Annotated in this window: 23 protein-coding genes; 3 read left to right on the top strand and 20 right to left on the bottom strand. The window is 51.8% G+C overall.

The genetic code is table 11. The features are described 5' to 3' along the window. Positions 1 to 310 precede the first annotated feature (310 nt). Complete coding sequence (gene guaA / locus BIT28_RS11370; protein ID WP_075763677.1) at positions 311 to 1,894, bottom strand: glutamine-hydrolyzing GMP synthase; 1,584 nt, start codon at positions 1,892 to 1,894, stop codon at positions 311 to 313. A 116-nt stretch (positions 1,895 to 2,010) separates the two neighbouring features. Next, a complete protein-coding gene (guaB, locus tag BIT28_RS11365; protein WP_075763675.1) occupies positions 2,011 to 3,474 on the bottom strand; it encodes an IMP dehydrogenase in 1,464 nt (487 codons plus the stop codon). Between the two features lie 259 nt (positions 3,475 to 3,733). Between guaB and xseA the strand changes: the two genes are divergently transcribed. Further along, a complete protein-coding gene (gene xseA, locus BIT28_RS11360) occupies positions 3,734 to 5,083 on the top strand; it encodes an exodeoxyribonuclease VII large subunit (RefSeq protein ID WP_075763673.1) in 1,350 nt (449 codons plus the stop codon). Between the two features lie 82 nt (positions 5,084 to 5,165). On the opposite strand, the gene BIT28_RS11355 is transcribed toward xseA, so the two are convergent. Both BIT28_RS11355 and BIT28_RS11350 read right to left on the bottom strand, forming a co-directional pair. Then, on the bottom strand, positions 5,166 to 6,779 hold the full coding sequence (locus BIT28_RS11355; RefSeq protein ID WP_075763671.1) for an ABC transporter ATP-binding protein: 1,614 nt from the start codon (positions 6,777 to 6,779) through the stop codon (positions 5,166 to 5,168). Between the two features lie 99 nt (positions 6,780 to 6,878). Further along, positions 6,879 to 7,103, bottom strand: a complete 225-nt coding sequence (locus BIT28_RS11350; protein WP_075763669.1) for a zinc ribbon domain-containing protein — start codon at positions 7,101 to 7,103, stop codon at positions 6,879 to 6,881. A 226-nt stretch (positions 7,104 to 7,329) separates the two neighbouring features. Here BIT28_RS11350 and BIT28_RS11345 point away from each other — a divergent pair, with 226 nt between their 5' ends. Next, positions 7,330 to 8,766, top strand: a complete 1,437-nt coding sequence (locus BIT28_RS11345) for a GH1 family beta-glucosidase (RefSeq protein ID WP_075763667.1) — start codon at positions 7,330 to 7,332, stop codon at positions 8,764 to 8,766. A gap of 125 nt (positions 8,767 to 8,891) precedes the next feature. Continuing rightward, positions 8,892 to 9,896: a LacI family DNA-binding transcriptional regulator gene (locus tag BIT28_RS11340; protein WP_075763665.1), complete on the top strand. Its 1,005-nt coding sequence runs from the start codon at positions 8,892 to 8,894 to the stop codon at positions 9,894 to 9,896. 223 nt (positions 9,897 to 10,119) lie between these two features. Here the strand turns inward: BIT28_RS11340 and BIT28_RS11335 are convergent, their stop codons facing one another. The 16 genes from BIT28_RS11335 to hscB all read right to left on the bottom strand — a co-directional run bounded on the left by BIT28_RS11335 (position 10,120) and on the right by hscB (position 26,899). Then, positions 10,120 to 10,995, bottom strand: a complete 876-nt coding sequence (locus tag BIT28_RS11335) for an alanyl-tRNA editing protein (protein WP_075763663.1) — start codon at positions 10,993 to 10,995, stop codon at positions 10,120 to 10,122. Positions 10,996 to 11,124: 129 nt separating this feature from the next. Next, entirely contained in the window at positions 11,125 to 12,615 is a 1,491-nt protein-coding gene (der, locus tag BIT28_RS11330; RefSeq protein WP_075763661.1) for a ribosome biogenesis GTPase Der, read from the bottom strand. A gap of 181 nt (positions 12,616 to 12,796) precedes the next feature. Next, positions 12,797 to 13,954, bottom strand: a complete 1,158-nt coding sequence (bamB, locus tag BIT28_RS11325; protein WP_075763659.1) for an outer membrane protein assembly factor BamB — start codon at positions 13,952 to 13,954, stop codon at positions 12,797 to 12,799. 11 nt (positions 13,955 to 13,965) lie between these two features. Next, positions 13,966 to 14,577, bottom strand: a complete 612-nt coding sequence (locus tag BIT28_RS11320; RefSeq protein ID WP_075763657.1) for a YfgM family protein — start codon at positions 14,575 to 14,577, stop codon at positions 13,966 to 13,968. Positions 14,578 to 14,590: 13 nt separating this feature from the next. Next, positions 14,591 to 15,859, bottom strand: a complete 1,269-nt coding sequence (hisS, locus tag BIT28_RS11315) for a histidine--tRNA ligase (RefSeq protein ID WP_075763655.1) — start codon at positions 15,857 to 15,859, stop codon at positions 14,591 to 14,593. A 104-nt stretch (positions 15,860 to 15,963) separates the two neighbouring features. After that, positions 15,964 to 17,079 (bottom strand): flavodoxin-dependent (E)-4-hydroxy-3-methylbut-2-enyl-diphosphate synthase, encoded by a 1,116-nt coding sequence (ispG, locus tag BIT28_RS11310; RefSeq protein WP_075763654.1) that lies wholly within the window; start codon positions 17,077 to 17,079, stop codon positions 15,964 to 15,966. A 14-nt stretch (positions 17,080 to 17,093) separates the two neighbouring features. After that, a complete protein-coding gene (rodZ, locus tag BIT28_RS11305; RefSeq protein WP_075763653.1) occupies positions 17,094 to 18,077 on the bottom strand; it encodes a cytoskeleton protein RodZ in 984 nt (327 codons plus the stop codon). Beyond that, positions 18,067 to 18,822, bottom strand: a complete 756-nt coding sequence (gene pilW / locus BIT28_RS11300) for a type IV pilus biogenesis/stability protein PilW (RefSeq protein WP_075763652.1) — start codon at positions 18,820 to 18,822, stop codon at positions 18,067 to 18,069. Before pilW ends, rodZ begins: the two co-directional genes overlap by 11 nt. Positions 18,823 to 18,898: 76 nt before the next feature. After that, a complete protein-coding gene (gene rlmN, locus BIT28_RS11295; protein ID WP_075763651.1) occupies positions 18,899 to 20,020 on the bottom strand; it encodes a dual-specificity RNA methyltransferase RlmN in 1,122 nt (373 codons plus the stop codon). A 235-nt stretch (positions 20,021 to 20,255) separates the two neighbouring features. Beyond that, positions 20,256 to 20,684 carry a nucleoside-diphosphate kinase gene (gene ndk, locus BIT28_RS11290; RefSeq protein ID WP_075763650.1) on the bottom strand — a complete coding sequence of 143 codons (429 nt, stop codon included), beginning with the start codon at positions 20,682 to 20,684 and terminating at the stop codon, positions 20,256 to 20,258. Between the two features lie 83 nt (positions 20,685 to 20,767). Beyond that, positions 20,768 to 22,045 (bottom strand): aminopeptidase PepB, encoded by a 1,278-nt coding sequence (pepB, locus tag BIT28_RS11285; protein WP_075763649.1) that lies wholly within the window; start codon positions 22,043 to 22,045, stop codon positions 20,768 to 20,770. Between the two features lie 88 nt (positions 22,046 to 22,133). After that, complete coding sequence (gene pepB / locus BIT28_RS11280; protein WP_075763648.1) at positions 22,134 to 23,423, bottom strand: aminopeptidase PepB; 1,290 nt, start codon at positions 23,421 to 23,423, stop codon at positions 22,134 to 22,136. A gap of 428 nt (positions 23,424 to 23,851) precedes the next feature. Continuing rightward, complete coding sequence (gene iscX, locus BIT28_RS11275; protein WP_075763647.1) at positions 23,852 to 24,052, bottom strand: Fe-S cluster assembly protein IscX; 201 nt, start codon at positions 24,050 to 24,052, stop codon at positions 23,852 to 23,854. 94 nt (positions 24,053 to 24,146) lie between these two features. After that, positions 24,147 to 24,485: an ISC system 2Fe-2S type ferredoxin gene (gene fdx / locus BIT28_RS11270; RefSeq protein WP_075763646.1), complete on the bottom strand. Its 339-nt coding sequence runs from the start codon at positions 24,483 to 24,485 to the stop codon at positions 24,147 to 24,149. 2 nt (positions 24,486 to 24,487) lie between these two features. Further along, entirely contained in the window at positions 24,488 to 26,344 is a 1,857-nt protein-coding gene (gene hscA / locus BIT28_RS11265; RefSeq protein ID WP_075763645.1) for a Fe-S protein assembly chaperone HscA, read from the bottom strand. 39 nt (positions 26,345 to 26,383) lie between these two features. After that, entirely contained in the window at positions 26,384 to 26,899 is a 516-nt protein-coding gene (gene hscB, locus BIT28_RS11260; RefSeq protein ID WP_075763644.1) for a co-chaperone HscB, read from the bottom strand. Positions 26,900 to 26,939 lie beyond the last annotated feature (40 nt).

Below are 26,939 nucleotides of genomic sequence, written 5' to 3'. Positions count from 1 at the left end.
CTATCAGATGATTGTAATGAAAGACGGCAAATAAAACGCACACTAACCCAGCAAACAACCAAAACCCACAAGGATATATTGTAAAAAAGTATTAATATAGAACATACCACCAACAATCAGGCAACAGGATGGAATCATTCACTCAACAACAATACTTACAAGAAAACCGGCACTTCGTTTTTATTGCCCATTAGCATCTGTCTTCTAGCTCATTAGGATCAAAACGAAAAAAGGCACCAGAAGGTGCCTTTTTCAACAGCTTCGCCCAGTCAATGGGCGAAGCATCAAAGCTTCTGTCAACGCAGTAAACTTATTCCCACTCGATAGTCGCTGGCGGTTTACCGGATACATCATAAACCACGCGGGAGATCCCATCGACTTCGTTAATAATACGGTTCGATACCTTGCCAAGGAAATCATATGGCAGGTGAGCCCAGTGCGCTGTCATAAAGTCGATTGTCTCGACGGCACGTAACGATACAACCCAGTCATACTTACGGCCATCGCCCATTACACCAACCGAACGTACCGGCAGGAATACGGTGAATGCCTGAGAAACCTTATTATACAGGTCCGCATTGTGCAGCTCTTCAATGAAGATTGCATCAGCACGGCGCAGTAGATCACAGTACTCTTTCTTCACTTCACCCAGTACGCGGACACCAAGGCCTGGTCCCGGGAACGGGTGGCGGTAAAGCATGTTGTATGGCAGACCTAGTTCCAGACCAATCTTGCGAACTTCATCTTTAAACAGCTCTTTGAGCGGTTCAACCAGGCCCATTTCCATATCATCAGGCAAACCACCTACGTTATGGTGAGACTTGATCACGTGTGCTTTACCGGTTTTAGACGCCGCCGACTCAATCACATCTGGGTAGATAGTACCTTGTGCCAGCCACTTCGCATTCTCAAGCTTCTTCGACTCTTCGTCGAACACATCAACAAAGACGTGGCCGATGATCTTACGCTTGGCTTCCGGATCCGCTTCGCCAGCCAGTGCGTCAAGGAAACGGTTTTCAGCGTTCACGTGAACAATGTTAAGGCCGAAGTGATCGCCAAACATCTCCATCACCTGCTCACCTTCGTTCAGGCGAAGCAGACCGTTATCAACAAATACACAAGTTAGCTTGTCGCCGATGGCACGGTGGATAAGCATCGCCACCACCGATGAGTCAACACCACCAGACAGACCAAGGATAACCTCGTCGTCACCGACCTGCTCTTTGATGCGGGCAACCGCATCTTCAATAATATTGGCCGACGTCCAAAGCTTTTCACAGCCACAGATGTTCAGCACGAAGTTTTCGATAATACGCATTCCCTGACGAGTGTGCGTGACTTCAGGGTGGAACTGAACGCCGTAAAAGTGCTTCTCTTCATTGGCCATTGCAGCGTACGGACAAGTGTCAGTTTCAGCCACTTTCACAAAATCAGACGGGATCTCAACCACTTTGTCACCGTGGCTCATCCATACGTCAAGTAGCGCCGTGCCGTCTTCAGCAATGGCATCTTCGATATTTTTGAAGAAATCTGTCGGCTCAACCACTTTAACCTGCGCGTAGCCAAACTCACGCAGTGTTGAACCAGCGACCTTGCCGCCCAGCTGCTCAGCCATGGTCTGCATGCCGTAGCACACACCAAAAACAGGTACACCCGCTTCGAATACATATTGCGGCGCACGCGGAGAACCCTCCTCGGTAACACTCTCCGGACCACCAGAAAGAATGATACCGTTAGGGTTGAAGTCGCGGATATCGGCTTCATCAACATCCCAGCTCCAAAGCTCACAATACACACCGATTTCACGGATTCGACGGGCGATTAGCTGAGTATACTGAGAACCAAAATCCAGGATCAGGATACGTTGGTCATGAATGTTTGTGGTCGTGGTCATTATCGAGCAGTCTCAAAAAAAAAGTGAAATTTGGGGGCCTAGAAACGCCCCCGATCTTATACAAGTTTCCCGTTTAGGCAAACGTTTTCCTCAAGCAAAAGTGCGCTTGGTGAAAATTACCCCATACGGTAGTTTGGTGCTTCCTTGGTAATGGTCACATCATGCACGTGCGACTCTTTCATACCCGCACCGGAGATACGCACAAACTCAGCTTTTGTACGCAGTGCTTCAATCGTTGCCGAACCGGTCAGGCCCATGCTCGAGCGCAGGCCGCCCATCTGCTGGTGAACGATTTCCTTGATATGGCCTTTGTAGGCAACGCGACCCTCGATACCTTCCGGTACCAGTTTGTCAGCAGCATTGTCAGACTGGAAGTAGCGGTCAGAAGAGCCCTGAGACATCGCACCCAGCGAGCCCATACCACGGTATGACTTGTAGGCACGGCCCTGGTAAAGCTCAACTTCACCCGGTGCTTCTTCGGTACCGGCAAACATAGAACCCACCATTACACATGATGCACCGGCAACGATTGCCTTACACATATCACCCGAGAAGCGGATACCGCCATCGGCAATAACAGGAATGCCGAACTCGGCTGCCGCGTCTGCCGCATCAGAAATAGCGGTAATTTGCGGCACACCTACACCGGTAACAATACGGGTAGTACAGATAGAGCCTGGGCCGATACCGACTTTAACCGCATCAACACCGGCTTCAATCAGTGCACGGGCACCGGCACCTGTTGCCACGTTACCACCTATGATTTGTAGTTCCGGGAAGGCTTCACGTGTTTCACGAATACGCTGAAGAACCCCTTCAGAGTGACCGTGCGACGAGTCAATCAGTAGCACATCGACACCCGCCTCAACCAGAGCCTTAACACGCTCTTCGTTACCGGCACCGGCACCCACCGCCGCACCGACACGCAGACGACCTAGCTCATCTTTACATGCGTTTGGCTTACGCTCCGCTTTCTGGAAATCTTTTGCAGTGATCATGCCTTTAAGCTGGAATTCTTCGTTTACCAGCAGCACCTTCTCAACACGGTGCTCTTGCATGATAGCTTCAACTTCTTCACGGGAGGCACCTTCTTTGGCCGCTGCCAGCTTGCCCTTCGGTGTCATCACCTCTTCAACCTTGAGTGAAAGGTCGGTAACAAAACGAACATCACGGCCAGTAATAATACCGACCAGCTCGTTGTTGTCTGTTACCACCGGGTAACCAGCAAAACCGTTCTCAATTGTCAGTTGTTTCACATCAGCAATGGTTGCTGTTGGTTTTACGGTCACAGGTTCGGATACCACGCCAGCCTCGAACTTCTTAACCATGCGAACTTCATTCGCTTGTTGTTCGATAGACATATTTTTGTGGATGAAACCGATGCCACCTTCCTGAGCTAACGCAATCGCGAAACGGCCTTCGGTTACTGTGTCCATTGCAGCAGAAACCATTGGAATGTTCAGCGTAATTTTCTTCGTTAGCTGGGTGCGCAGATCGGCAGTGTTAGGTAAAACAGTTGAATGGGCAGGGACGAGTAGAACGTCGTCAAAAGTCAGAGCTTCTTTAGCGATTCGTAACATTGCAATATCTCACACCAAGTTGTGGTTTAAAGGAGGATAAAATATTGCGAACGAATTATACGGGGAGAGCAAACGTTTAGCCACAAAAAAATTAATTTTTTTTGTTGACACTTTTTGCTTGATGCGTAATATATTTCGGTTAAGTTTCCGGTGCTGCGGTCATAAGATAACGACCAAGATCTGTCCAGCGATCTGTCTACTCATTTATCAACACGTTATCGCGCACTACTTAGCCTCTCGAAAACAGGTGTCTTGCCTTGTGACCATGTTCGCTCAACAGACCCAATCCAACGATCGTATCTATACCGTTTCCAGTCTCAATGCACAGGTCCGTCTCATTCTCGAAAATGAAATGGGCGTAGTCTGGCTGGTCGGGGAATTGTCAAATCTGTCCATGCCGGTCTCCGGTCATTGGTATTTCACGCTAAAGGACTCACGGGCGCAGGTTAAGTGCGCTATGTTCCGTGGCAGCAACCGCCGGGTGACCTTCAAACCGGCCAACGGTACCCAGGTGCTGGTGAAAGCCAGGCTCTCCTTGTATGAACCGCGTGGTGACTATCAGCTGATCATCGAGAGCATGCAGCCGGAAGGCGACGGTCGCCTGCAGCAGCAATTCGAGCAGCTCAAGATGTCTCTCGCCGCTGAAGGCCTGTTTGCCCAGTCGCTGAAAAAGCCCCTGCCCGAGCAGCCACAACGGGTCGGCATCGTGACCTCGAAAACCGGCGCTGCCCTGCATGACATTCTCAATGTATTGCAACGACGTGATCCCGGCTTGCCCGTGGTCATTTACCCAACCATGGTACAGGGCGAAGGGGCTGCAATCTCCATCGCTCAGGCTATCGGCCGGGCCAATGCCCGCCAGGAGTGTGATGTTCTGATTGTTGGTCGCGGCGGCGGCTCACTGGAAGACTTGTGGGCCTTTAACGAAGAAATCGTCGCCCGTACTATCGTTGCCAGCCAGATCCCAGTGGTCAGCGCCGTCGGCCATGAAGTCGACGTAACAATTGCCGATTTTGTAGCAGATGTCAGGGCACCGACGCCGTCGGCAGCAGCCGAGCTGATCAGCCGTGATATGACCCATCAGATCCAGAAAATCAGCCAGAAAACCCAGCAGCTCCACCATGCAATGCGCCACTACCTGGCAGGTCGTCAGGCGACAGTGATCAAGCTTCAGCACAGGCTGGACCGCCAGCACCCGCAAGTGCGTCTGAACCAACAGCAGCAACACCTCGACGAGCTGTCGAGCCGGATGGAGCGGGCGATGCGCCAGCTGCTTAACCACCACCAGCAGCATATCAACCGTGCCGAATACAAGTTGGCACTGCACTCGCCGGCCCAGACGCTCAAACAGCAGAGCAACCGACTGGAAAAAGCCCAACATCGCCTGCTCGATGCCATGGATCGCCGCCTGCTCAATGCCAGCCACAAACTGGCCATGGCCGCAGAGAAACTGGAAACGGTCAGCCCGCTGGCCACACTGGGGCGCGGTTACTCCATCACCCGCAATGACAAGGGCAAGGTGATCCGCCGAGCCGATCAGGTCAGCGCCGGAGATATCCTGAATACCAAAGTGGCTGACGGGGAAATTCGCTCCGTCGTCAGCGACTAGATGGCCGCGCCAGAATAAAAAAACGCCGCAATAGCGGCGTTTTTTTATTTTATACCTTGAATATACAGACTAAATTCGGCTATCAGGCCACATCATCAACCAGCATACAGGCATCAATCAAGCGCTGGGTATAAGCCTGTTGCGGTGCTTCAAACACTTGCTGGGCAGTCCCCCGCTCTACCACTTCACCGCGCTGCATCACGATCACTTCATCTGAAATCGCCCGTATTACCGACAGATCATGGCTGATGAACAGGTAGCCGATATTGTGTCGCTTCTGAATATCCTTCAGCAGCTCCAGCACCGTCAGCTGTACCGACCGGTCAAGCGCCGACGTCGGCTCGTCAAGCAGGATAAACTGCGGCTCCATAATCAAGGCCCGGGCAATCGCGATTCGCTGCCGCTGTCCACCCGAAAACTCATGGGGATAACGGTTAATACAGCTCGGCTCGAGACGCACTTCTTCCAACGCCTTGCGTGCCCGCTGCATACGCTCTTGCTTGCTCAATTCGGAAAATACGGTAAGTGGCTCAGTTATAATTTCACCAACCGTCATCCTTGGTGACAGTGACCCATAGGGATCCTGAAACACCATCTGCATGTTCCGCTTCAGCTCGTAGCGCTGCCGATCCGTCATCGAACGAATGCTCTGACCCTCAAACAGGATATTGCCGGTAGACGGGAGCAACTGCATCAATGCTCGACCCAAGGTCGATTTACCGGAGCCTGACTCGCCAACGATACCGACCGTCTGACCCGGACGTACCGCCAGGCTGATCCCTTTAACAGCCTCAAGGTATTCTGTATCGACACCGAGCCAGTTGGTTTTGAGGACATACTTCACCCTGACATCTTCGGCTTCCAGTACATATGACGAGTGCGCTTCCTCGGAAGGTCCATGGGCCTTAGGTTCGGCATCCAACAGCATTTTGGTATAGCTGTGACGAGGCTGTTCAAATATCTGATGAACACTCCCCGTTTCGACCACTTCCCCTTTGCACATCACCACAACATCATCGGCAAAGTGTTTTACCACCCCCAAGTCATGGGTAATGAATAAAATTGCCATCCCCATCTCGGCCTGGATATCTTTCAGCAATCTGAGCACTTCAGCCTGTACCGTCACGTCCAGTGCCGTGGTAGGCTCGTCGGCCACCAAAATATCGGGCTTATTGGATAACGCCATCGCAATCATGATCCGCTGCAGCTGACCGCCCGAGAACTCATGAGGGTAGTGATTGAGCCGCTTTTCCGGCTCGGGCAGTTGCACCTTATGAAACAGCGCTAGCGTTTGGGCTACCGCTTCCTTGCGCGACACCTTACGGTGGCACACTATCGCTTCAGCAACTTGCTCCCCCACCGGCATGTAGGGGTTAAGCGAGGTCATCGGCTCCTGAAATATCATGGCAATCCGATCGCCACGGACACTCCGCAATGCCTTTTCAGACATCGACAGAATTTCCTGTTGCTGAAAGCGCACTGAGCTGTCAGGCGAGATAACCGCATTGGGTGGCAACAGACCCATAATACTGCTGGAGGATACAGACTTGCCTGAGCCGGACTCACCGACCAGCGCCAGCGTCTGCCCCTTTTCGAGCTGAAATGAAATATTCTTCACCGCCTCGACGGTTTCATCTTCCATGCGGAATGAAACAGAAAGGTTGCTGACCTGCAAAAGTGGAGAAGCTGATGTCATACCAATAATCCCTATCAGTGAATACAAATATCGTAATGATAATTATTATCAATGAAGATTACCGTGATTAAACAAGATTTACCACTGTTAAGTATTAACTCAGGCTTTCTCAAAGACCACTCTGACCCGCGACTTGGACTTCAACTCGTTGCAACTATTACAGAAATAACTTGCCGAACCGCATGCCTGTAGCTTTTCCAGCTCACTATCACAGTCGGGACAAAACGCCCGCTTCCTGACCGGATGCTGGCAGGTATCACAATAGTACTGACCGTCCTTCCAGTTCAGTTCGTCCTGACAGGCGGGACATCGATTCTCGCTCATAACTATTCTTCCATTATCACTTCAATGACCAAATCATCTGCGATCCATCAGCCTGGCGCAATGAAAAAACACACGCTTCAAAATATCCTTTGATCCACCTCAGTTTCTGGATCCTTTCGATCCAGATCACGTTACCCATCAAGAATGAAACCGGTTACTGTAACCGGTTTCATTTTTCTATTACAGTGACTGGGTCCTGTTCACCAAACACTAAGGTAATCCAGCTATGACGAGCGAAAAAAGAGCATCAGCCTTTCCTGAGAGCTTCTTGTGGGGCGCAGCCTCTGCGGCCTACCAAGTCGAGGGAGCCCATGACGCCGACGGCAAAGGACCGTCAATCTGGGATATTTTTTCTCACCAGCCCGGAACCACCCATGAAGGTACCAACGGCGATATTGCGGCCGATCATTACCACCGTTTCAAAGAAGATGTTGCCCTGATGGCTGAAGCAGGCCTGAAAAGCTACCGTTTCTCTATCAGCTGGCCACGCCTGCTTCCCGAAGGCCGCGGCGAAGCCAACCCGGCCGGTATTCAGTTTTACAGTGAGCTGATTGATGAGCTACTCAAGCATGGCATCAAACCCATGATCACCCTCTATCACTGGGACCTGCCGCAGGCTCTGCAAGATATCGGCGGCTGGGAAAATCGCGAGACCATTGAGGCTTTCGAGCACTATGCCCGTTTGTGTTACGAGGCGTTTGGTGACCGCGTCGAGCTGTGGTCAACCTTCAACGAGACCCTGATCTTTATCGGTATGGGCTATTTTACCGGTGCGCACCCTCCGGGCCTGACCGATCCCAAGCGCGGTATCCAGGCCTGCCATCACGTGTTTATTGCCCATGCCAAGGCCGTCAGGTTATTCCGCCACTATCAGGCACAGGGCCGCGTGCCGACCAGCGGCCAAATTGGCTTTGTTAACGTCATGCAACCCCATGACCCGATCACCGATAGCCCGGAAGACGTCGCCGCCTGCAAGATGGCCGATGATCTGCTAACCCACTGGCTCTATGATCCTGTGCTCAAGGGAGAGTATCCGCCGCACATCCTGAACATGGCACAGCTGACCTGGGGCGTTCCCGAGTTTGCCCCCGAAGATGAAGACCTACTCAAGGACAATATCTGCGACTTTATCGGGGTCAATTACTACAAACGCGAATGGGTGGCAGCCAACCCAGATACCGACAACACCAAGATCAATACCACAGGCCAAAAAGGCTCGGGACAGGCGTTCGGCTTCAAAGGACTGTTCAAGTTTGTCCGTAATCCCGAGTCAACCTATACCGACTGGGATTGGGAAATTTATCCGCAAGGACTGTGCATCGGAATGATGCGACTAAAAGAGCGCTATGGCGATATCCCATTTTATATCACCGAAAACGGCCTGGGTGCCAAAGATCCTATCACTGACGGCGAGGTCGTCGATGATCCGCGTATCGATTACCTTTCAGGCCATATTGCCGCCGCTGAAGACGCCATCAAACAAGGTATCGATGTTCGCGGTTACTATCCGTGGTCTTTTATTGACCTGCTCAGCTGGCTGAACGGTTACCAGAAACAGTATGGCTTCGTCTATGTCGACCGCGAGAATGGCCTGGCCCGTAAACGCAAGAAGTCCTTCTTCTGGTATCAGGGGGTGATTGAGTCGAACGGTGCCACGCGCTAACGGCATACAACGACAATAATTCCTTGTTGATCCAAAGAGGGATCATGCCCGACAATACGCCTCTCGCGCATTGCTCGGGCTTTTACCTTTTCAGTTTGGCATTATTTTCAGGAATCGATTCCCCCATGGCAACGATTAACGATGTATGTAAACTTGCCGGTGTCTCCAAGGCCACGGTTTCCCGTGTGCTTAACAACACCGGACAAGTCAAAAAATCCACCGCAGACGCCGTATATCACGCTATGGACACCCTAGGCTACAAACCCAACAGCCTGGCCCGGGCATTGGCAACAAACTGCACCAATACATTGGGACTGGTGGTTTCTGCGTTCGAGGGAGCCTATTTCAGCGGCCTGATGCGCACAGCATCGGAAACCAGCGCCTGTGCCGGGAAACAGCTGCTGATCATGGACGGCGGCCACAGCGCCGAATCCGAAGAGCTTGCGATCAACAGCTTGGTGGAACGCAAGGTTGATGCGATTATTCTCTACACCCGGAAAATGCCAACCGCCACACTGAAATCGCTGATGGAGAAGCTACCGGTTCCCCTGATTGTCATCAACCAGATGGTTGATGGCTTCAAAGAACGCTGTATTTGTTTTGACCAGTACAAGGCCGCCTGCCAGGCAACGGAGTTCCTGATCGCCAAAGCCCACCGCAATATTGCCTGTATCAGCGGCCCCGAAGACTCGGTTAACTCCAGCCTGCGATTACAGGGCTTCAAAGATACACTGGCAACACATCAGTTAGACCATTGCGGAATTTACCACGGCGACTATTACACCGAGAGCGGCTATCGTGCCTGTCAGGACTTGCTAGCCCGTGGGCACGCTTTCAGCGCAATATTTACTGCCAACGACAGTATGGCAATGGGCGCTATCCGTGCACTGCACGAAGCTGGCATTAAGGTGCCGGAAGAGGTTTCTGTGATGGGCTTTGACAACGATCCAGCCGGCCCGTTCTTAATCCCTAGCCTCTCTAGCGTCATGCTTCCGGTAGAGGCCATGGCGCAAGCTGCGGTCGAACAGACGCTGTTACTGTTAAAAGGTGAAAAGATCAGCGCTACCGAGTTATTTTCAGGCAGCTTGATCGTGCGTGAATCTGTTGATCAACCTCAAAAGCCATCGTGATCAGCGATCAGGTATCAAAAGAACATTTATCAATACACATCCCGAAAGCATAAGTTACATGCTCTGTTTTTGGATTTTAAACGATATATACATCTTATCGTTTCGCTGTACACGGGAAGATCAAGCAAAAAATAAAACCACTTACTATCGTTTGGCTGACAATTGACGGTATCAGGCAACGGGGCATCAACAATGTGCTGCCTGATACACGCCCTGCGGTCATTTAAGCTGCTGTTCGCGTTATCATTACTAACTCTTGGTCGCTAACAATCTGAAATTCAACAGTAATTTTACTGTAATCGGCCAGTGAGCCAATGTGTGTTCCGCCGCAGGGAATTTCAATCAGTACGTCGTTTTCAAGCTCACACTGCCAGTATCGTGAATCGGTCAGCGCCTTTCCTTCGCAACGCATTACCACGGCAGCCCCGGCCATACGCCAGGCTTCCAGCTGCTGATTGATCCTGGCCTCGACTTCATCCAGGCGTTGCAGTAGATCTGCACTGTTCAATCCACGTTTACGCAGCGTTTTGCCCAACCGATAGGTATCTGTACTGCAGTCTTCCGACACCTGGCTCTCGGTTTGCGCATAGCTATGAAAGTCGTAATGACCCATCTCATCCTTGCGCGAGGCATCTTTGCGCCAGAAATCATGATGCAGCACCTTGTTGAGTGCCAGTGACGACAGGTGGCCACCACTGTGGCCCCGGCTCAGGGCCTGTTGGCGAACTTTATCGACATCCAGCTCAACAAGTGCACCGGCAGCCAGCTCCAGAGCATGTTCGGTATGATGCACTACAACAAAAGCCCAGCCGTCGGTATCACGCTTTACAGGAATATCCTTACCGACAAACAGGTTGCCGCTTGCCAACTCGACGGCGCCGGTATAACAACCGGCAACAGCATAGCGACGGCCGTCAATTATGACTTCACCCTGATCGGCGGGATGATCCGGCCAAATATGGCTGACCGGATGAAAAGGCGTCCGATCCGTTACCAGCCAACTTCCTCCACATTCGGCCGGGAGACATAGCTGGATTTCAGCCTTGGCTTGCCATTGTGGCTGGGCAAACAACACCTGGGTCGGGGTAACAACTGACATCTTCTTTCCTTTGCAACGACATTGATGCTGGCATTGTACCAATATGCAAACACATAAAAAAACCCAGCCTCAGGCTGGGTTTGTCAATCTTATCAGCAATAACGATCGCTTCTTGGCAACGGGCCGGACTTACTTGTCCCGGTTCTTGATGGCGCTGGTCAGTCGCTTGCGCTGACGCTCCTGAGACACGGTCAACTTCTGCTTCTTGCCTTCGAACGGGTTGTCGCTGCTCTGGAACTGAATGCGGATCGGCGTCCCCATCATCTCCAGTGACTTGCGGTAGTAGTTCATCAGGTAGCGCTTGTAAGAGCCAGGTAGCTCGTTCACCAGGTTACCGTGGATCACAATGATCGGCGGGTTGTAACCACCGGCGTGAGCATATTTCAGCTTAACGCGACGACCGCGAACCATAGGTGGCTGGTGGTCATCCTGTGCCATCTGCATAATACGGGTCAGCATCGAGGTACTGATACGCTTGGTCGCCGACTGATAGGCTTCCTGTACAGACTCGTAAAGGTGGCCAACGCCTGTACCGTGCAGGGCTGAAATAAAGTGGATACGCGCAAAATCAACAAAACCAAGACGGCGGTCCAGCTCGGACTTAACACGCTCTTTCACTTCGTTGTCCAGACCGTCCCACTTGTTGACGGCAATCACCAGCGAACGACCGGCATTGAGGGCAAAGCCCAACAGGCTCAAATCCTGATCCGAAATATTTTCGCGGGCATCAATGACCAGCAGTACCACGTTGGCATCTTCAACCGCTTTCAGGGTCTGGATCACCGAGAATTTTTCGACCGCCTGGTGCATGTTCTTACGACGACGAATACCGGCGGTATCAATCAGGACATACTCCTGACCGTCACGCTCCATCGGAATATAGATAGAGTCACGCGTTGTTCCCGGCATATCGTAAACCACAACACGCTCTTCACCCAGGATCCGGTTGGTCAGGGTCGATTTGCCGACATTGGGACGACCAATAATTGCCAGCTTGATTGGCTGCTCCTGCAGGCGCTTGTAGGCGGCTTCTGCATCAGCTTCTGACAAGTTGGCTTTCTCGATATCTTCAACCGAGCTCAGATCGACCAGCTCACCCTCTTCGCCTTCTTCAGATTCTTTCAGCGTCTCGGCAAACGGAGCCAGCGCTCGCTCCATCAGGGCGGTTACACCACGGTTCTGCGCCGCAGCGATCTGATACATCGCATCCACACCTAACTGCCAGAATTCAGCACAGGCACTGTCGGCATCAATACCGTCAATTTTGTTAACGACAAGGAAGGTCGGTTTTTCACGACTGCGCAGGTGTTTGGCAATACCTTCATCCGCCGCAGTCAGGCCTGCACGACCATCAACCAGGAACAGAACAACGTCCGCCTCCTCGATGGCAGCCAGTGACTGCTCGGCCATCTTGGTTTCCACACCTTCCTCGGTGCCATCAATACCACCGGTATCGATAACAATAAATTCGTGCTCTTCGAGCTCAGCTTTACCGTACTTACGATCCCTTGTTAGGCCAGGAAAATCTGCAACCAGCGCATCCCTCGTACGGGTAAGACGGTTGAATAACGTCGATTTACCCACGTTCGGGCGCCCGACAAGGGCAACAACAGGAATCATAACTACCTCTTACTTTTCATAGTCTTAATGACATACTTTCCATTCATTCTTGCCTCCAGAAGCCTCCGTGGGCGTCCTTCATCCGACAATAATATAGGGAATGGATATAACGATAACGGCTCCTGACTGTATAACACAGCAGGAGCCGACAAATTTAATACGGGCGCATTATACCGACAATTTACGGCATTTGCATTTTGTTAATACGGCCGTCCCGTGTTACTAGCAGATAACCATCATTCAACGGCTGAGGTGGAATCGCTATTCCGCTACCATCCGTTTCCTGCTGGGCCACGAAGTCACCGCTAACCGGATCGAGCCAGTGCAGATAGCCTTCACTGTCTCCAAGTACGACATAGCCATTAATGACTGACGGCGCACTGAGCAAACGGTGCTCCAGAGACTGGTTCTGCCACAACTCGGTGCCGCTGCGGATATCAACAGCAACCACATGATCTTTATCTGTTACTAAATATAGCTGACTGCCATCAATAACAAAGTCTGTGGCTGATGAGTAACTACGCTTCCAGGCTGCCTGGCCAGTACGCAGTTCGATTGATACCAAGCTGCCATTATAGCCAATTGCATACAGGCGCTCGCCGGCAATCACCGGTGTCGCGTCCACATCCACCAGACGATCAATCTCTGTCCCGCCTTTTGGCGAGCCGACAGACTGTTGCCATAACACCTGACCATTGTTCATCAATGCCCCGGCAAGTCTACCATTGGCCTGCCCCCAGAAAATACCGCCAGAGATCGAAACCGGCGAGCTGTCACCGCGTAGTGTCAGATTCGGCACTTCACTGCTTAGCTGCCATTTGGCTTCACCGCTATCGGCATCCAGCGCCTGCAGGATACCGCGGCTGGTATTCACGACAACCAGGCCTTCGTCTACAAGAGGTTTGGCAAGCACTTCGCCTTCGACAGTCGTACGCCAGGCTTCTTCGCCTGTCTCCTCGTCAAGGGCAATAACCTCAGCATTCTCGGAACCGATAAATAGCTTACCGTACGATAGCGCAATTCCACCGGCCAGCTTTGCAGTGACCTCGGTTTCCAAATTCTGTTCCCAGAGCGTCTCGCCTGTTTCCGGATCCAACGCTTTGACGACACCGTTACGGTCAGCGACAAAAATCTTGCCGTAACCCACGGCCGGGCTCAACTTGGAAAAGTAATGCCCTACGCCATCACCCACAGTCTGAGACCAGCTCTGCTGGGGAGAAAAAGCACTGTCAACCTGCGGCAGCGGGGCCATCTGGATAGTATCTTCTTCTCCGGCACAGCCAGCAAGAATGCCAACGGCCAGTGCCACGGATACGGCTTGCTTCAACACCTTCTGCATACGTATCAACCTTACTGCGCCAGATCGTCAAGTTTGATCTTCAGCGCAGGCGAGGCACCCAGCTGCTGAGCCTGAACATATGCTTCACGGGCTGCGACTGCATCGCCTTTTTGCAACAGCATATCACCGCGCAGCTCAGCAACCTTGGCCTGCCAGCTTTCGGCAGTGACCTTGTCCAGTTCCGCCATTGCCTGGTCAAACTTTTGCTGCTCAGCATAGATACGTGCCAGACGCGTTTGCGCAATCGGTAGGATTGCGGCGTCCTGGGTATTGCCAATTGCCCAGCTCAGTTGCTCGGCAGCTGCATCCAGCTCACCTTGTGTTACCTGAGCCTTGGCCAGCTGCAATGCCGCCAGTACCGAATACTGGCTGCTTTCATGGGCAGAGATGAAAGCCTGAACATCCGCTACAGCATCAGCGCTGCCGCTTTCCAGACGGTTTATCACCTGAGTATAAGCATCGGATGCCTGCTCTTTGGCTGCCTGTACTTCACCCTGGTAATAACGCCAGCCGTACAGGCCACCCAGACCAATCACAGCGCCAAGAACAACGGCTTTACCGTTCTCTTTCCACCAAGCCTTAATCTGTTCAACCTGTTGCTCTTCTGTGATGTTGACGTCCACTTCCTGTCCTCTCTTAAATCAATTCTGCAAGCTTCGCTGCTACGTCGTCCTGTGCCATGGTCGTTTGCTCGCCACCACGCAGGTCTTTCACAACCACCGTGTTCTCGGCAATCTCGTTCTCACCAAGAACAAGCGCAATAGCAGCGCCAACATTGTCGGCACGTTTAAACTGTTTCTTGAAATTGCCACCACCGAAGTGGTTCATTACACGCAGGCCCGGTACATCCTCGCGAAGTTTCTCGGCCAGTTTCATCCCGGCCAGCATAGTCCCTTCGCCGGCTGTCACCATGTAGACATCTACCGGACGACGTACGTCTGTCAGCTCCAGCGTCTCCATCATCAGGACCAGACGCTCCAGACCCATCGCAAAGCCAACCGCCGGGGTAGCTTTGCCGCCTAGCTGCTCAACCAGACCGTCGTAACGACCACCAGCACATACGGTGCCCTGGGCACCCAGGCTTTCGGTGATCCACTCAAAAACAGTGCGGTTATAATAATCCAAACCACGTACAAGACGTTCATTTACTTGATATTCGATACCAGCAGCGTCTAATAGTTCACATAAACCAGCAAAATGTTGCTTAGATTCTTCATCTAAGTACTCAGACAGTTTAGGTGCATCAACCAAAATTTCCTGCACCGCAGGGTTCTTGGTATCAAGAATACGAAGTGGATTGCTGTGCAAACGGCGCTTGCAGTCATCATCCAACACATCCATATGCTGCTCAAGGAACGCCACCAAGGCAGTACGGTAGCTTGCACGCGCTTCCAGAGAACCAATCGAGTTCAGCTCCAGGCGCACATGCTCAAAAATACCCAGCTCGCGCCAGAAGCGTGCCATCATCATAATCAGCTCGGCATCAACATCCGGGCCGTTAAGACCGAAGACTTCGACACCAAACTGGTGGAACTGACGGTAGCGGCCTTTCTGCGGACGTTCGTGGCGGAACATAGGACCCGTATACCACAGGCGCTGTTCCTGGTTGTACAGCAGACCATTCTGGATCCCGGCACGTACGCAACCAGCAGTACCTTCCGGACGCAGGGTCAGGCTGTCACCGTTACGATCGTCAAAGGTGTACATTTCCTTCTCGACGACATCCGTTACTTCACCGATAGCACGCTTGAACAAATGCGTAGACTCAACGATTGGCATACGGATTTCATTATAGCCGTATGCGCTAACTACTTGCTTAATGGTATTTTCCACTTTGTGCCAAAGCGGTGATTGTGTTGGTAGGCAGTCGTTCATGCCTCGAATTGCTTGAATTTGTTTCGCCACGTTTATTCTCGTTAACCGATGGGGAATTGAATCGAATATATAGGTTCTTGCAGAAATAGTGAACCACGCCCTGAGTTTTCAGGGCGTGGTTCGGGCATATTTCGCTATTTTTCTTCTACATCAATGCGATTGTTGACATCTAGCATTGATGCTTTTGCACGGATCTTAGTCTCTAGCTGATCAATCACGTTGTCGTTGTCAAAACGCTCTTTCTGACGAACACCGTCATCATAGAAGGCGCTCTTGCGGTTACCGCCGGCAATACCCAGGTGCGAGACCTCGGCTTCGCCCGGGCCGTTAACCACACAGCCAATGACAGAGACATCCATTGGAATCGTAATATCTTCCAGGCGCTGCTCCAGCTCGTTCACGGTGCCGATCACATCGAACTCCTGGCGCGAGCAGGTCGGACAGGCAATAAAGTTGATGCCGCGAGAGCGAATGCGCAAAGACTTGAGGATATCAAAACCGACCTTGATCTCTTCAACCGGATCGGCAGCCAGTGAGACACGCAATGTATCACCGATGCCCTCGGACAGCAGCATACCCAGGCCAACCGCAGACTTCACTGACCCGGCACGCAGGCCACCGGCTTCGGTGATCCCCAGGTGCAGCGGCTGCTTAATTTGTGCCGCCAGCTTACGGTAGGATTCAACGGCCAGGAAAACATCCGAGGCCTTGACGCTAACCTTGAACTGGTCAAAGTTCATGCGATCAAGAATATCGACATGGCGCATCGCCGATTCCACCAGGGCATCCGGCGTCGGCTCTCCGTATTTCTGCTGGATGTCTTTTTCCAGCGAACCGCCATTGATCCCGATACGGATCGGAATGTTCTTATCGCGTGCACAGTCAACCACGGCACGGATACGGTCTTCACGACCGATATTGCCCGGGTTAATACGAAGACAATCAACTCCATATTCCGCCACTTTCAGGGCGATACGGTAGTCAAAATGGATATCGGCGACCAGCGGGATATTAACCTGCTGTTTGATCTGCTTGAATGCTTCGGCAGCATCCATGGTCGGCACCGAAACACGGACGATGTCCGCACCAACGTTTTCCAGGGATTTGATCTGCGCAACAGTGGCTTCAACATCAGTCGTACGCGTGTTGGTCATCGACTGAACAGCTATTGGGGCGCCATCACCAATTGGGACATCCCCGACATAAATCCGGGTTGACTGACGACGTTTAATTGGAGATTCGTTATGCATTACATTTACTCTGTTTACTGCGGCAGCTTCAATCGGGCTACTTTACCAACCGGGTACTTGCTTAGATCCACCGGCTCACCTTTGTAGCTTATTTTAACAGCACCCGGCGCACCTAGCACCAGTTTAAATGGCGCTGGGCCATCTAAATTCAGCACATCACCCGACTTCTTGATGCCGGTATCGAGTCGCTTGCCGTTGGCATCACGGATATCGACCCAGCAATCGGCACTGAATGTCAGGATCAAATCTGACTCAACAACCGCCACTTCAGCATCTTCTGCTGTTGTCTCGGGCGTTTGAAGTGAAGCCAGGCTATCTGCGCTGTCGGTTTCTTCAACATTGTTCGCCTCGGGTTCGTTGCTGAAGCTATCATCAAAACTGGTTATCGGCTCTACGGATTCATTCACGACAACCGTGTCAACAGGCTCTATCGTCTCGATAACTGCCCCTTCTGCCGCGACACTAATATCGGCGGAAGACAGCTCGGCATTGCTGATTGCCGATGAGTTTGCACTGGCAAGGGATTCATCCAGCGGCTGCCCCTGTTGTTCGGCAAGGTTCAGTGCCTCTGTCTCTTGCTCCATCTGTAAGCTCTGCCACCACCAGATGCCGGTCAGACCGACAAAGATAATCGCCAGCGCCCAGGTCAGGCGCATGATACGGTTATCATGGGCTTCCCGTTTGGTGCGACGGGAAAAGCTCTGCATCTCATGGTCTTGGTGCTGAGCATGGCCGTGCTGATCAAGCTTGGCCAGCACGTCGGCTTCATCCAGTCCGACAAACTTGGCGTAGGAGCGAACATAGCCACGCGTGAACGTGGCAAGCTGTGACTGTTCAAAATTATTGTCTTCGATGTCATTGATCACCGAGAGGCGAAGCCTCAACCGGTTGGCAATATCCTTCTGTGAATAGCCAAGCTGTTCACGAGCCTGACGTAGCATATCCCCCGGACGAATGACTTCTTCTGTTGATAGATCTTCGTTCTGTTCAGTATTCATTGGCTAGATATTTTTGATATTGCTGTGAGTTTGGGTAGTGCTCTTTGAGCAGACTGGCATACTTCTCGACATAAGTTAAGCGTCCGGCCTCACTTTCAAGCTGAAGCAGCAGCAACAGGCTGTCTGCATTGTACCCATACCTCTTATTAAATTTAAAAAGCATGGCGCGCGCATCATTCAAATTGTGGGAGTCTATTTCAAGCTGCGCCAGCTGTAACATTGATTTCGGTTGAAAAGGCTCATAAGCCAGAGCCTTTTCAAAGTACCCTTTGGCTTGCAGTTTATCGCCGCCTTTAAGACTGCAAAAAGCGGCATTTTCATAACTGGCCGAAGTTTGGTAGTAATTAGGTTGTTCGATGGCTTTCTCAAAGACAGCGATAGCGTCATCGTAACGCTGCTGACTACACAAGAATACACCATAGTTATTCAGTACATCGCCATTTTTCGGCGAATCACGCAGTGCCTGCTTATACATTTTCTCAGCGGCAGCCGGTTCATCAACTTGCTGATAATAATAGGCCATTGCATTTTGTGCCCGATAATACCGCGGCGCGTAGTCAAGCGCCAGCTCAAGGTTATCACGAGCACGCTGCCATTGCCCAGATTCCAGATAGCTAAGGCCAAGAGAGATCCTGGCCTCAGACACTTCAATTTTATCTATCTCATTTCTATTGCCGGCTTCATCGACTGTGACACAGCCTATTAACAAGCTACACAATAGAGGGGACATCGTCCACCGTACCATATTTTCCCCAAGCTAACGTCCATGTTGCACCGATACGCGAGGCGAGCGAGTAGCCACCGGGTATCGGCCTTTGCAATTAGACTGCTTTTACAGGGATTTGTTCACCATTTTGTTGCTTGACTTTTGTTCGTTTCGTGCGGTCAATCACATCACCAACCAATTGTCCGCATGCCGCGTCGATATCATCGCCGCGGGTTTTACGTACGGTCACGGTAAAGTCATACTCCATAAGGGTTTTCATGAAGCGATCAATACGCGAGTTGCTTGGTTTCTTGTATGGCGAGCCCGGGTACGGGTTGAACGGGATCAGGTTAATTTTCGCCGGGGTGTCTTTCAGTGTTTCGGCCAGCTGACGCGCGTGGTCCATATCGTCATTGACATGATCCAACAGCACATATTCAACGGTGACACGGCCACGGTTTGCATTCGTTGAATCAACATAACGACGCACCGACTCAAGAAACGTCTCGATGTTCCAACGATCATTAACCGGCATGATTTCCGAGCGCAGCTCATCAGTCGGAGCGTGCAGCGAAATGGCCAGTGCCACATCAATGTTACCCGTCATCTGATCAAGACCAGAAACAACACCGGATGTCGATACTGTTACGCGACGCTTGGACAAACCAAAGCCCAGGTCATCGAGCATGATTTCCAATGCCGGGATCAGGTTCTTCATATTCAGTAGCGGCTCGCCCATCCCCATCATAACGACGTTGGTAATTGGACGGCGACCGGTTTCCTTCTCGACCCCGATCTCTTTGGCCGCACGCCAAACCTGGCCAATAATTTCTGACACACGCAGGTTACGGTTAAAGCCTTGCTGCGCCGTTGAGCAGAACTTACATTCCAGGGCACAGCCTACCTGAGAAGAAACGCACAGCGTTGCACGGTCTTCGTCCGGAATATAAACCGTTTCGACATCCTGATCACCCACACGCATCGCCCACTTAATTGTACCGTCAGACGAGTGCTGGGCCTCAGAGACATATGGCGCACGGATTTCAGCGACACGCTTTAGCTTTTCGCGCAGCTTCTTGTTGATGTTTGTCATTTGATCGAAGTCGTCACAACCGAAATGGTAGATCCACTTCATGATCTGATCAGCACGGAATGGTTTTTCACCAAGCTCGTCGGCGAAATACTTACGCAGACCCTTGCGATCGAAATCCAGCAGATTAGTTTTGACTGTTGTCATCGGTTGTTGCCTCACTAAAAAATGACTGATTCTGCGCCTTGGCAACCTAAAGTAGGGAGGTTGCATGTAACAGGACAATTCAAGGCGCGAAATTGTACAGCCTTTGTCACATGGTTTCCACTTGTTACCTATAAGGATATTCTAGCAACCGCGTCAACTTAGGGGACAAAAACACAAACGGGAAGCCTAGGCTTCCCGTTAATAATCTGTTTTGATTAAAATTTAACCGCGTATATTAATCACGAGGACAAATTTCATCCTCGGCAAAGAAATAAGCAATTTCGCGCGCGGCGGATTCAGGGCTATCTGAGCCATGGACTGAGTTATGACGCAGGCTAAGAGCAAAGTCAGAACGGATTGTCCCGCATGCAGCTTCATCCGGGTTGGTCTTACCCATTAGCTCACGGTAACGCACAATCGCATCTTCTCCTTCCAGTACCTGTACCAGCACAGGACCTGATGTCATAAATGCGACTAAATCATCAAAGAAAGGCTTGCCTTCATGCTCGGCATAAAAACCTTGCGCTTTTTCTGCATTGAGACGCACCATCTTGGCAGCAACAATTTTCAACCCGGCATTCTCAAAGCGCTGATAAATCGCCCCAATCAAGTTACGCTTTACCGCATCAGGCTTAACGATGGAAAACGTTCTTTCAATTGTCATTATTATTCTTCCTTTTGAATCTGTTCATCAATGTGACGTGAATCTTGGGGGGAGACACGAACAACTCCCCCTTCACAATACCGCTATAGCAGCAAGGCTGCAATGTTAGCAACCCCGAGACCGGTTGCTCCGGCCGCCCAGCGACTATCTGCGCTATCCCGGAAACACGCAGCCAGATCAAAATGGATCCAGCGGCTTGAATCGGTATCAACAAAACGTGACAGGAAGGCGGCAGCATTCGATGCCCCTCCCATCCCGCCGCCCTTCTGTGCCCGGCTGTTGGCCGTATCGGCATAGTAGGACGGGCAGTTTGCCTGGTGCCACTTTTCCAGCGGAAGTGGCCAGGCCGGTTCGCTAACTAGCTCTGACAACTGCTGCGCATGTTGCAACAAGTCCTTATCAAGACCGAACAAGGCATTGTAATCGGTTCCGACTGCCATCATCGCCGCACCGGTAAGTGTTGCGGCATCGATAATCAGCGGCGCCTTGGTCTCGCTGGCTGCTATCAACCCGTCGGCCAATACCAAACGTCCTTCAGCATCGGTATTGACCACTTCTACGGTCAGCCCATTCTTGTACGTTAACACATCCCCCAGCTTATAGGCGTTACCCGCGACCATGTTTTCTGCGCAACACAGGATCAACCTCACACGTTGACGCAAACCTTGCTCAATCGCGTAACCGAGTGCCGCTGTGACGGTAGCTGCACCGCCCATATCGCACTTCATGGTCACCATGCCGGCACTTGATTTCAGGCTGTAGCCGCCAGAATCAAAAGTGATCCCCTTGCCCACCAGACACGCTGCAACCGGCGCATCAGGATCGCTTGTCGGGTTGAAGTCCAGCGTCAGCATCACCGGCGGACGGCTGCTGGCACGGCCGACGCTGTGAGTTCCAATCCAGCCATGCTCCAGTAGCTGCTCGCCAACCAGCAGTTCATGGCTGATTTTGTCTCCGGCAATGGAAGTAAGAAACTCAACCGCATCCGCGGCCAATTTTTCCGGGTACATATCTTCCGGGGTCGCATTAACCACCTGGCGCACCCAGTCGCTACATTGGCGACGGGCATTGAGCAACTCAAGCTCGTCTTCGTCAATGGATGCCCACTTCAGCTCTACAGGCTTCATCGTGGCGGCAAAACCGCAATAGAAGGCCCATTGGCGCTCGTAGCTCCAGCCATCACCTTCAAGGCTAGCTTGGGTGGCTCCCTGGGATTGCAACTGGCGAGCGGCCTGCTGAATACGACGTAGCGGGTAGTCGCCGCTATAGTGGATCACGGCACCACCTTCTTGATACGACAGCAGCGCTTTCTCGCCCCACGCTCCTGCGCTTGGCTCTGCCGAAAGTGAAATCCTTAACATAAACTCTCTTTCCGTTATAAGTAACAAATCACCGCCACGAGCTTCGTAGCGGTGATTTGCCAACAAGTTAATGTAACGACGCTATGGCTTATTCTTCGTCGCTGAGGATGTTTGCCAGAGTGCGTACGCCCATGCCTGTGGCACCAGCCCCCCACTTGTCATTGGCCGTTTTGCGGTATGTACCGCTGGCATCAATGTGCATCCAGCCGTTTTTGTAATCTTCAACAAAATACGACAGGAATGCGGCCGCGGTGCTTGCACCCGGCAGGAAATCCCCCATCGACACATTCGACAAATCAGCAAAGTTCGATGGCATCATGGCACGGTGATGATCGGCCAGCGGCAGCGGCCATAGCCCTTCCAGCTCATCACTGGCTGCCATCAAGGCACGCTGGGCCAAATCGTGGTCAAAGCTGAACAATGCATGATAGTCGTTACCCAGCGCATTTTTCGCCGACCCGGTCAGGGTCGCACAGTCAATGATCACTTCAGGGTTCTGCGAGCTGGCATAAATCAGGCCGTCAGCCAGTACCAGTCGCCCTTCGGCATCGGTATTGAGGATCTCTACCGTTTTACCGTTCTTGTAAGTAATAATATCGCCTAGCTTGAAGGCTCGGCCAGATACCATGTTCTCGGCACAGCACAGAATTAGCTTAATACGTTTTTGGGTGCCGCGGGCAATCGCCAGTGCCAAACCGCCGGTTACCATGGCAGAGCCGCCCATATCGGCCTTCATCGCCGTCATACCGCCAGATGGTTTCAGGCTGTAGCCGCCAGAGTCAAAAGTAATCCCTTTACCCACCAGGCAAGTGTGTACCGGCGCATCGGCATCACCTGTCGGATTATAGTCGAGGCGCAGCATCGCCGAAGAGCGCTCGGAGCCGCGGCCCACGGTATGGATACCGTTCCACCCCTCGTCGAGCAAATCATTGCCCTTGATGATTTTGTAGGTCACATGCTCCGGCGCCAGTGACTTGATAAATTCACCCGCACGCGCGGCAAGTTGTGAAGGGCGGACAATTTCAGCCGGCTGGTTGATAATTTCACGTACCCAGTTAGTCGCAGTCAGGCGAGCCTGAAGCTCAGCCTCTTCTTCCTCGCCCAGTCCGCTCCATACCACTTCGTTGCCCGACTTGGCATTGCGGTGCCCCTGAATAAATGCCCAGATACTCTCCAGATCCCATTCATCCCCTGCCAACGTAACCTGCTTGATACCCTGTGCATCCAGCTTCCGTCCTGCGCGCTGAATCGCGGCCAACGGGTTCTCAGCCGTCAAATGAACCATTGCCCCTTTGGCTTCAAAGGTCACAAGTGCATTTTTGCCCCACTTCTCATCGGCAACTTCCTGGGATAAAAATACGAACATATTGGCAGACATGAATTACTCCTTGAGTTCTGCTATTCACCGCAATGATCGGGCCACTGCTCAATGAATACCAATTATAGGGTATAGCCGACTCTGAAAACCGACTCAGCCCCAACTTCTGTTTCGTGCTCAGGCAACAAAATGATGACATCACTGTTACCACACCTAGAGAAGTTATGGGGGCATAGTCTTGTATTGCAAGGGAGTTATCGGCTGTAACATAACAAAGCAGGCCATTAAGCCCGCTAATTCTCGATATCATGGTTAATCATTTTGTGAAAAACCAAATATTCAGAAATTTTCGTTACTTTGCCTTGGCATATCGAAATAAACAAGGTGTTTACATCAAGAGTAAGAGCGAGATCGTGTTGCAGATGCGACTTGTTGAATAATGAGCCGGGTAAGAAACAATATTAAAAAAGGCGGGAGTTATCGAATGGTCAGTTTGCTTCTTCGATCCAGCACATCTGCACCGCTTCGAGAATACGCTCGTTACAGTGCTCAGGGTCGTCATCAAAGTCTTCCAACGCTAATATCCACTCCCTGAGATCGGTAAACCGGATGGTGGCCGGGTCAATATCCGGAAACTGTTCAGCTAGCTCAATGGCCAGCTCTTGCGAGTCAATCCATTTCAAACCCATCACATTCACCTTTTATCAACCAAGAAGGAATACTATATTGTAGCCTGTCTGCCCACTGATGAAGCATCAATGAACAGACAGACTGGCCGAGGCCTTAGTGGTTTTCCGACGCCAGATTCAGGGTGTATTTCGGAATTTCCACCACCAAGTCTTCGTCAGCCACCACCGCCTGGCAACCCAGGCGTGACTCTGGCTCAAGGCCCCAGGCCTTGTCCAGCATATCGTCTTCCAGCTCTTCACTCTCTTCCAGAGAGTCAAAACCTTCACGAATAATCACATGGCAAGTAGTGCAGGCACAGGATTTCTCACATGCGTGCTCAATGCCGATACCATTTTTCAGCGCAACATCCAAGACGGTTTGGCCGCTCTCTGCTTCTAGTACTGCGCCCTCCGGGCAAAGTTCTTCGTGGGGTAGTACAACAATTTTAGGCATGCCTAAACCTCATCAATCGAATGACCAGCCAGTGCCTGACGAATAGACTTGTCCATTCGGCGAGAGGCGAACTCCTGGCTAGCTTTATCTGTTTTCTTAATACCTTGTTCAATCGCATGCGGATCGGTGCCCTGACGCAATTGAACCAGCTCCATCATGACAGCTTCTAGCTCGTCACGCTCTTCTTTTGTCAGCAGGGTATCACCGTCTGCTGCCAGCGCAGTGATCAATCCTTCGAGAACGCGGTCCGCTTCAACCTGCAGCTCGGCAAGTGTGCGGGCATCTTTGTCTTCCTGCGCATGGGTCATCGACTCACGGATCATAGTGGCGATTTCATCATCCGTCAGACCGTATGACGGCTTCACCTGAATGGATGACTGCACTTCGCTGCTCTTTTCCATTGCCGTAACCGATAGCAAGCCATCAGCATCAACCTGGTAGGTCACACGAATATGCGCCGCACCCGCTGCCATGGCAGGAATACCACGCAGGGTAAAACGAGCCAGCGATCGGCAGTCACTCACCATTTCACGTTCACCCTGAACAATATGCACTGACATTGCTGTCTGACCATCTTTGAAGGTGGTAAACTCCTGCGCACGGGCAACAGGGATAGTGGTATTGCGAGGAATAATCTTCTCGACCATTCCGCCCATGGTTTCGATACCCAGTGACAGCGGAATAACATCAAGCAGCAACATGTCAGAGTCCGGTTTGTTGCCCGCCAGAATATCCGCCTGGATAGAGGCACCAATTGCAACCACCTGATCCGGGTCAATCGAGGTCAACGGATCTTTACCGAAGTAACTACCAACCATTTCACGGACCAGCGGCACACGCGTCGAACCACCGACCATGACCGTTTCAATCACTTCGTCGATTTCAATCGCTGCATCCTTGATTGCACGGCGGCAAGCCATCAGGGTTTTCTTCACCAACGGCTGAATGAGCGCATTGAACTGCTCGCGGCTAACCGTTCCCTGCCAGTCCAGCACGTCAATCTCGGCTTCACCGGCATCGGTCAGGGCGATCTTGGCCGCCGTCGCTGCATCATGCAGAGCACGCGACTGCTGCGCAGAAAGCTGACCGTCAAAACCGGCCTGCTCAGCAATCCACTCAGCCAGCAGATGGTCGAAATCATCGCCGCCCAGAGCTGAATCACCGCCTGTCGCCATCACTTCGAACACACCTTTCGACAGGCGAAGGATAGAAATATCAAACGTACCACCACCAAGATCGTAGACCGCAATCACACCTTCCTGGCCAGAGTCCAGACCGTAGGCAATCGCTGCCGCTGTCGGCTCGTTAAGCAGACGCAGAACGTTCAGGTTTGCCAGCTTGGCCGCATCTTTGGTACCGGCACGCTGGGCGTCATCAAAGTAGGCAGGCACCGTGATCACCACCCCTTCCAGATCACCGCCCAGCGTCTCCTTGGCACGCTCACTGAGCGTCTTCAGGATCTCTGCCGAGACTTGGACAGGGTTCACCAGTCCGCTGCGAGTAACAAGCTGAGGCAGGCCGTTATCGGTTGCCTGATACTGGTAAGGTAGCTGCGGATAGCGTTGCTGAATATCAGCCAGAGAACGGCCCATCATACGTTTTACGGAGAAAATCGTATTTTCAGGATCCTGCTGAGCCAACGCCCTTGCTTCCTGGCCAATCAGTACTGCGTCGTCTTCGCCGTAATGCACCACCGACGGCAAAATAGCCCGGCCCTGCGCATCCTGTAACGTTTCCGGAACGCCGCTGCGAACCGCAGCCACGAGAGAATTTGTGGTACCCAGATCAATACCCACCGCCAGTTTGTGTTGGTGCGGTGCTGCACTTTGACCTGGTTCAGCAATCTGTAACAGTGCCATTATCGTTCCTGTGGAGTTAGTGCTGGAATCGGGAAAGGATCAGTCGAACAACGTTTCTTCAAGGCGCTCAACTTCGTTACGCAGCTTATCAATAAACTTCAGCTTGCGCACGGCATCCGCTGCTTGTTCCCAGCTTTCATTATTTAATAATTGCTCTAGATCCGCCAACTGCGACTTGTACATCGCCGACGCCTGCTGTTCAAAGTCGAACAGCGCCGACTCAGGATCAGTGGCATCAGGGATTTCTTCCAGAGCTTCACGCAGTTCCATCTGCTGCATCAAGAATTCTGGGTCTTGCAATGTCTTGTTCTCGCCGCGAATATCCACATGCTTCTCAGAGAGCATATATTCTGCACGAGCAATAGGACTTTTCAGCGTTTGAAAGGCATCGTTAATTTGCGCAGCTTTCTGGACCGCCATTAAACGGTCTCGCTCAGAGGCGACTGCGAAATTGTCAGGGTGGAAACGACGTTGCAGTTCCCGGAACTGAGTTGAAAGAAGGCTACCATCCAGTTCAAACTGGAAAGGTAGCCCAAATAATTCGAAATGATTCATATAGCGTCTGATATCTATAGAGACCGAACCTGATAACTAA

Source organism: Photobacterium proteolyticum, assembly GCF_001939735.1.
GTDB lineage: Bacteria > Pseudomonadota > Gammaproteobacteria > Enterobacterales > Vibrionaceae > Photobacterium > Photobacterium proteolyticum.
This window is presented reverse-complemented; position numbering and strand designations above follow the sequence as displayed.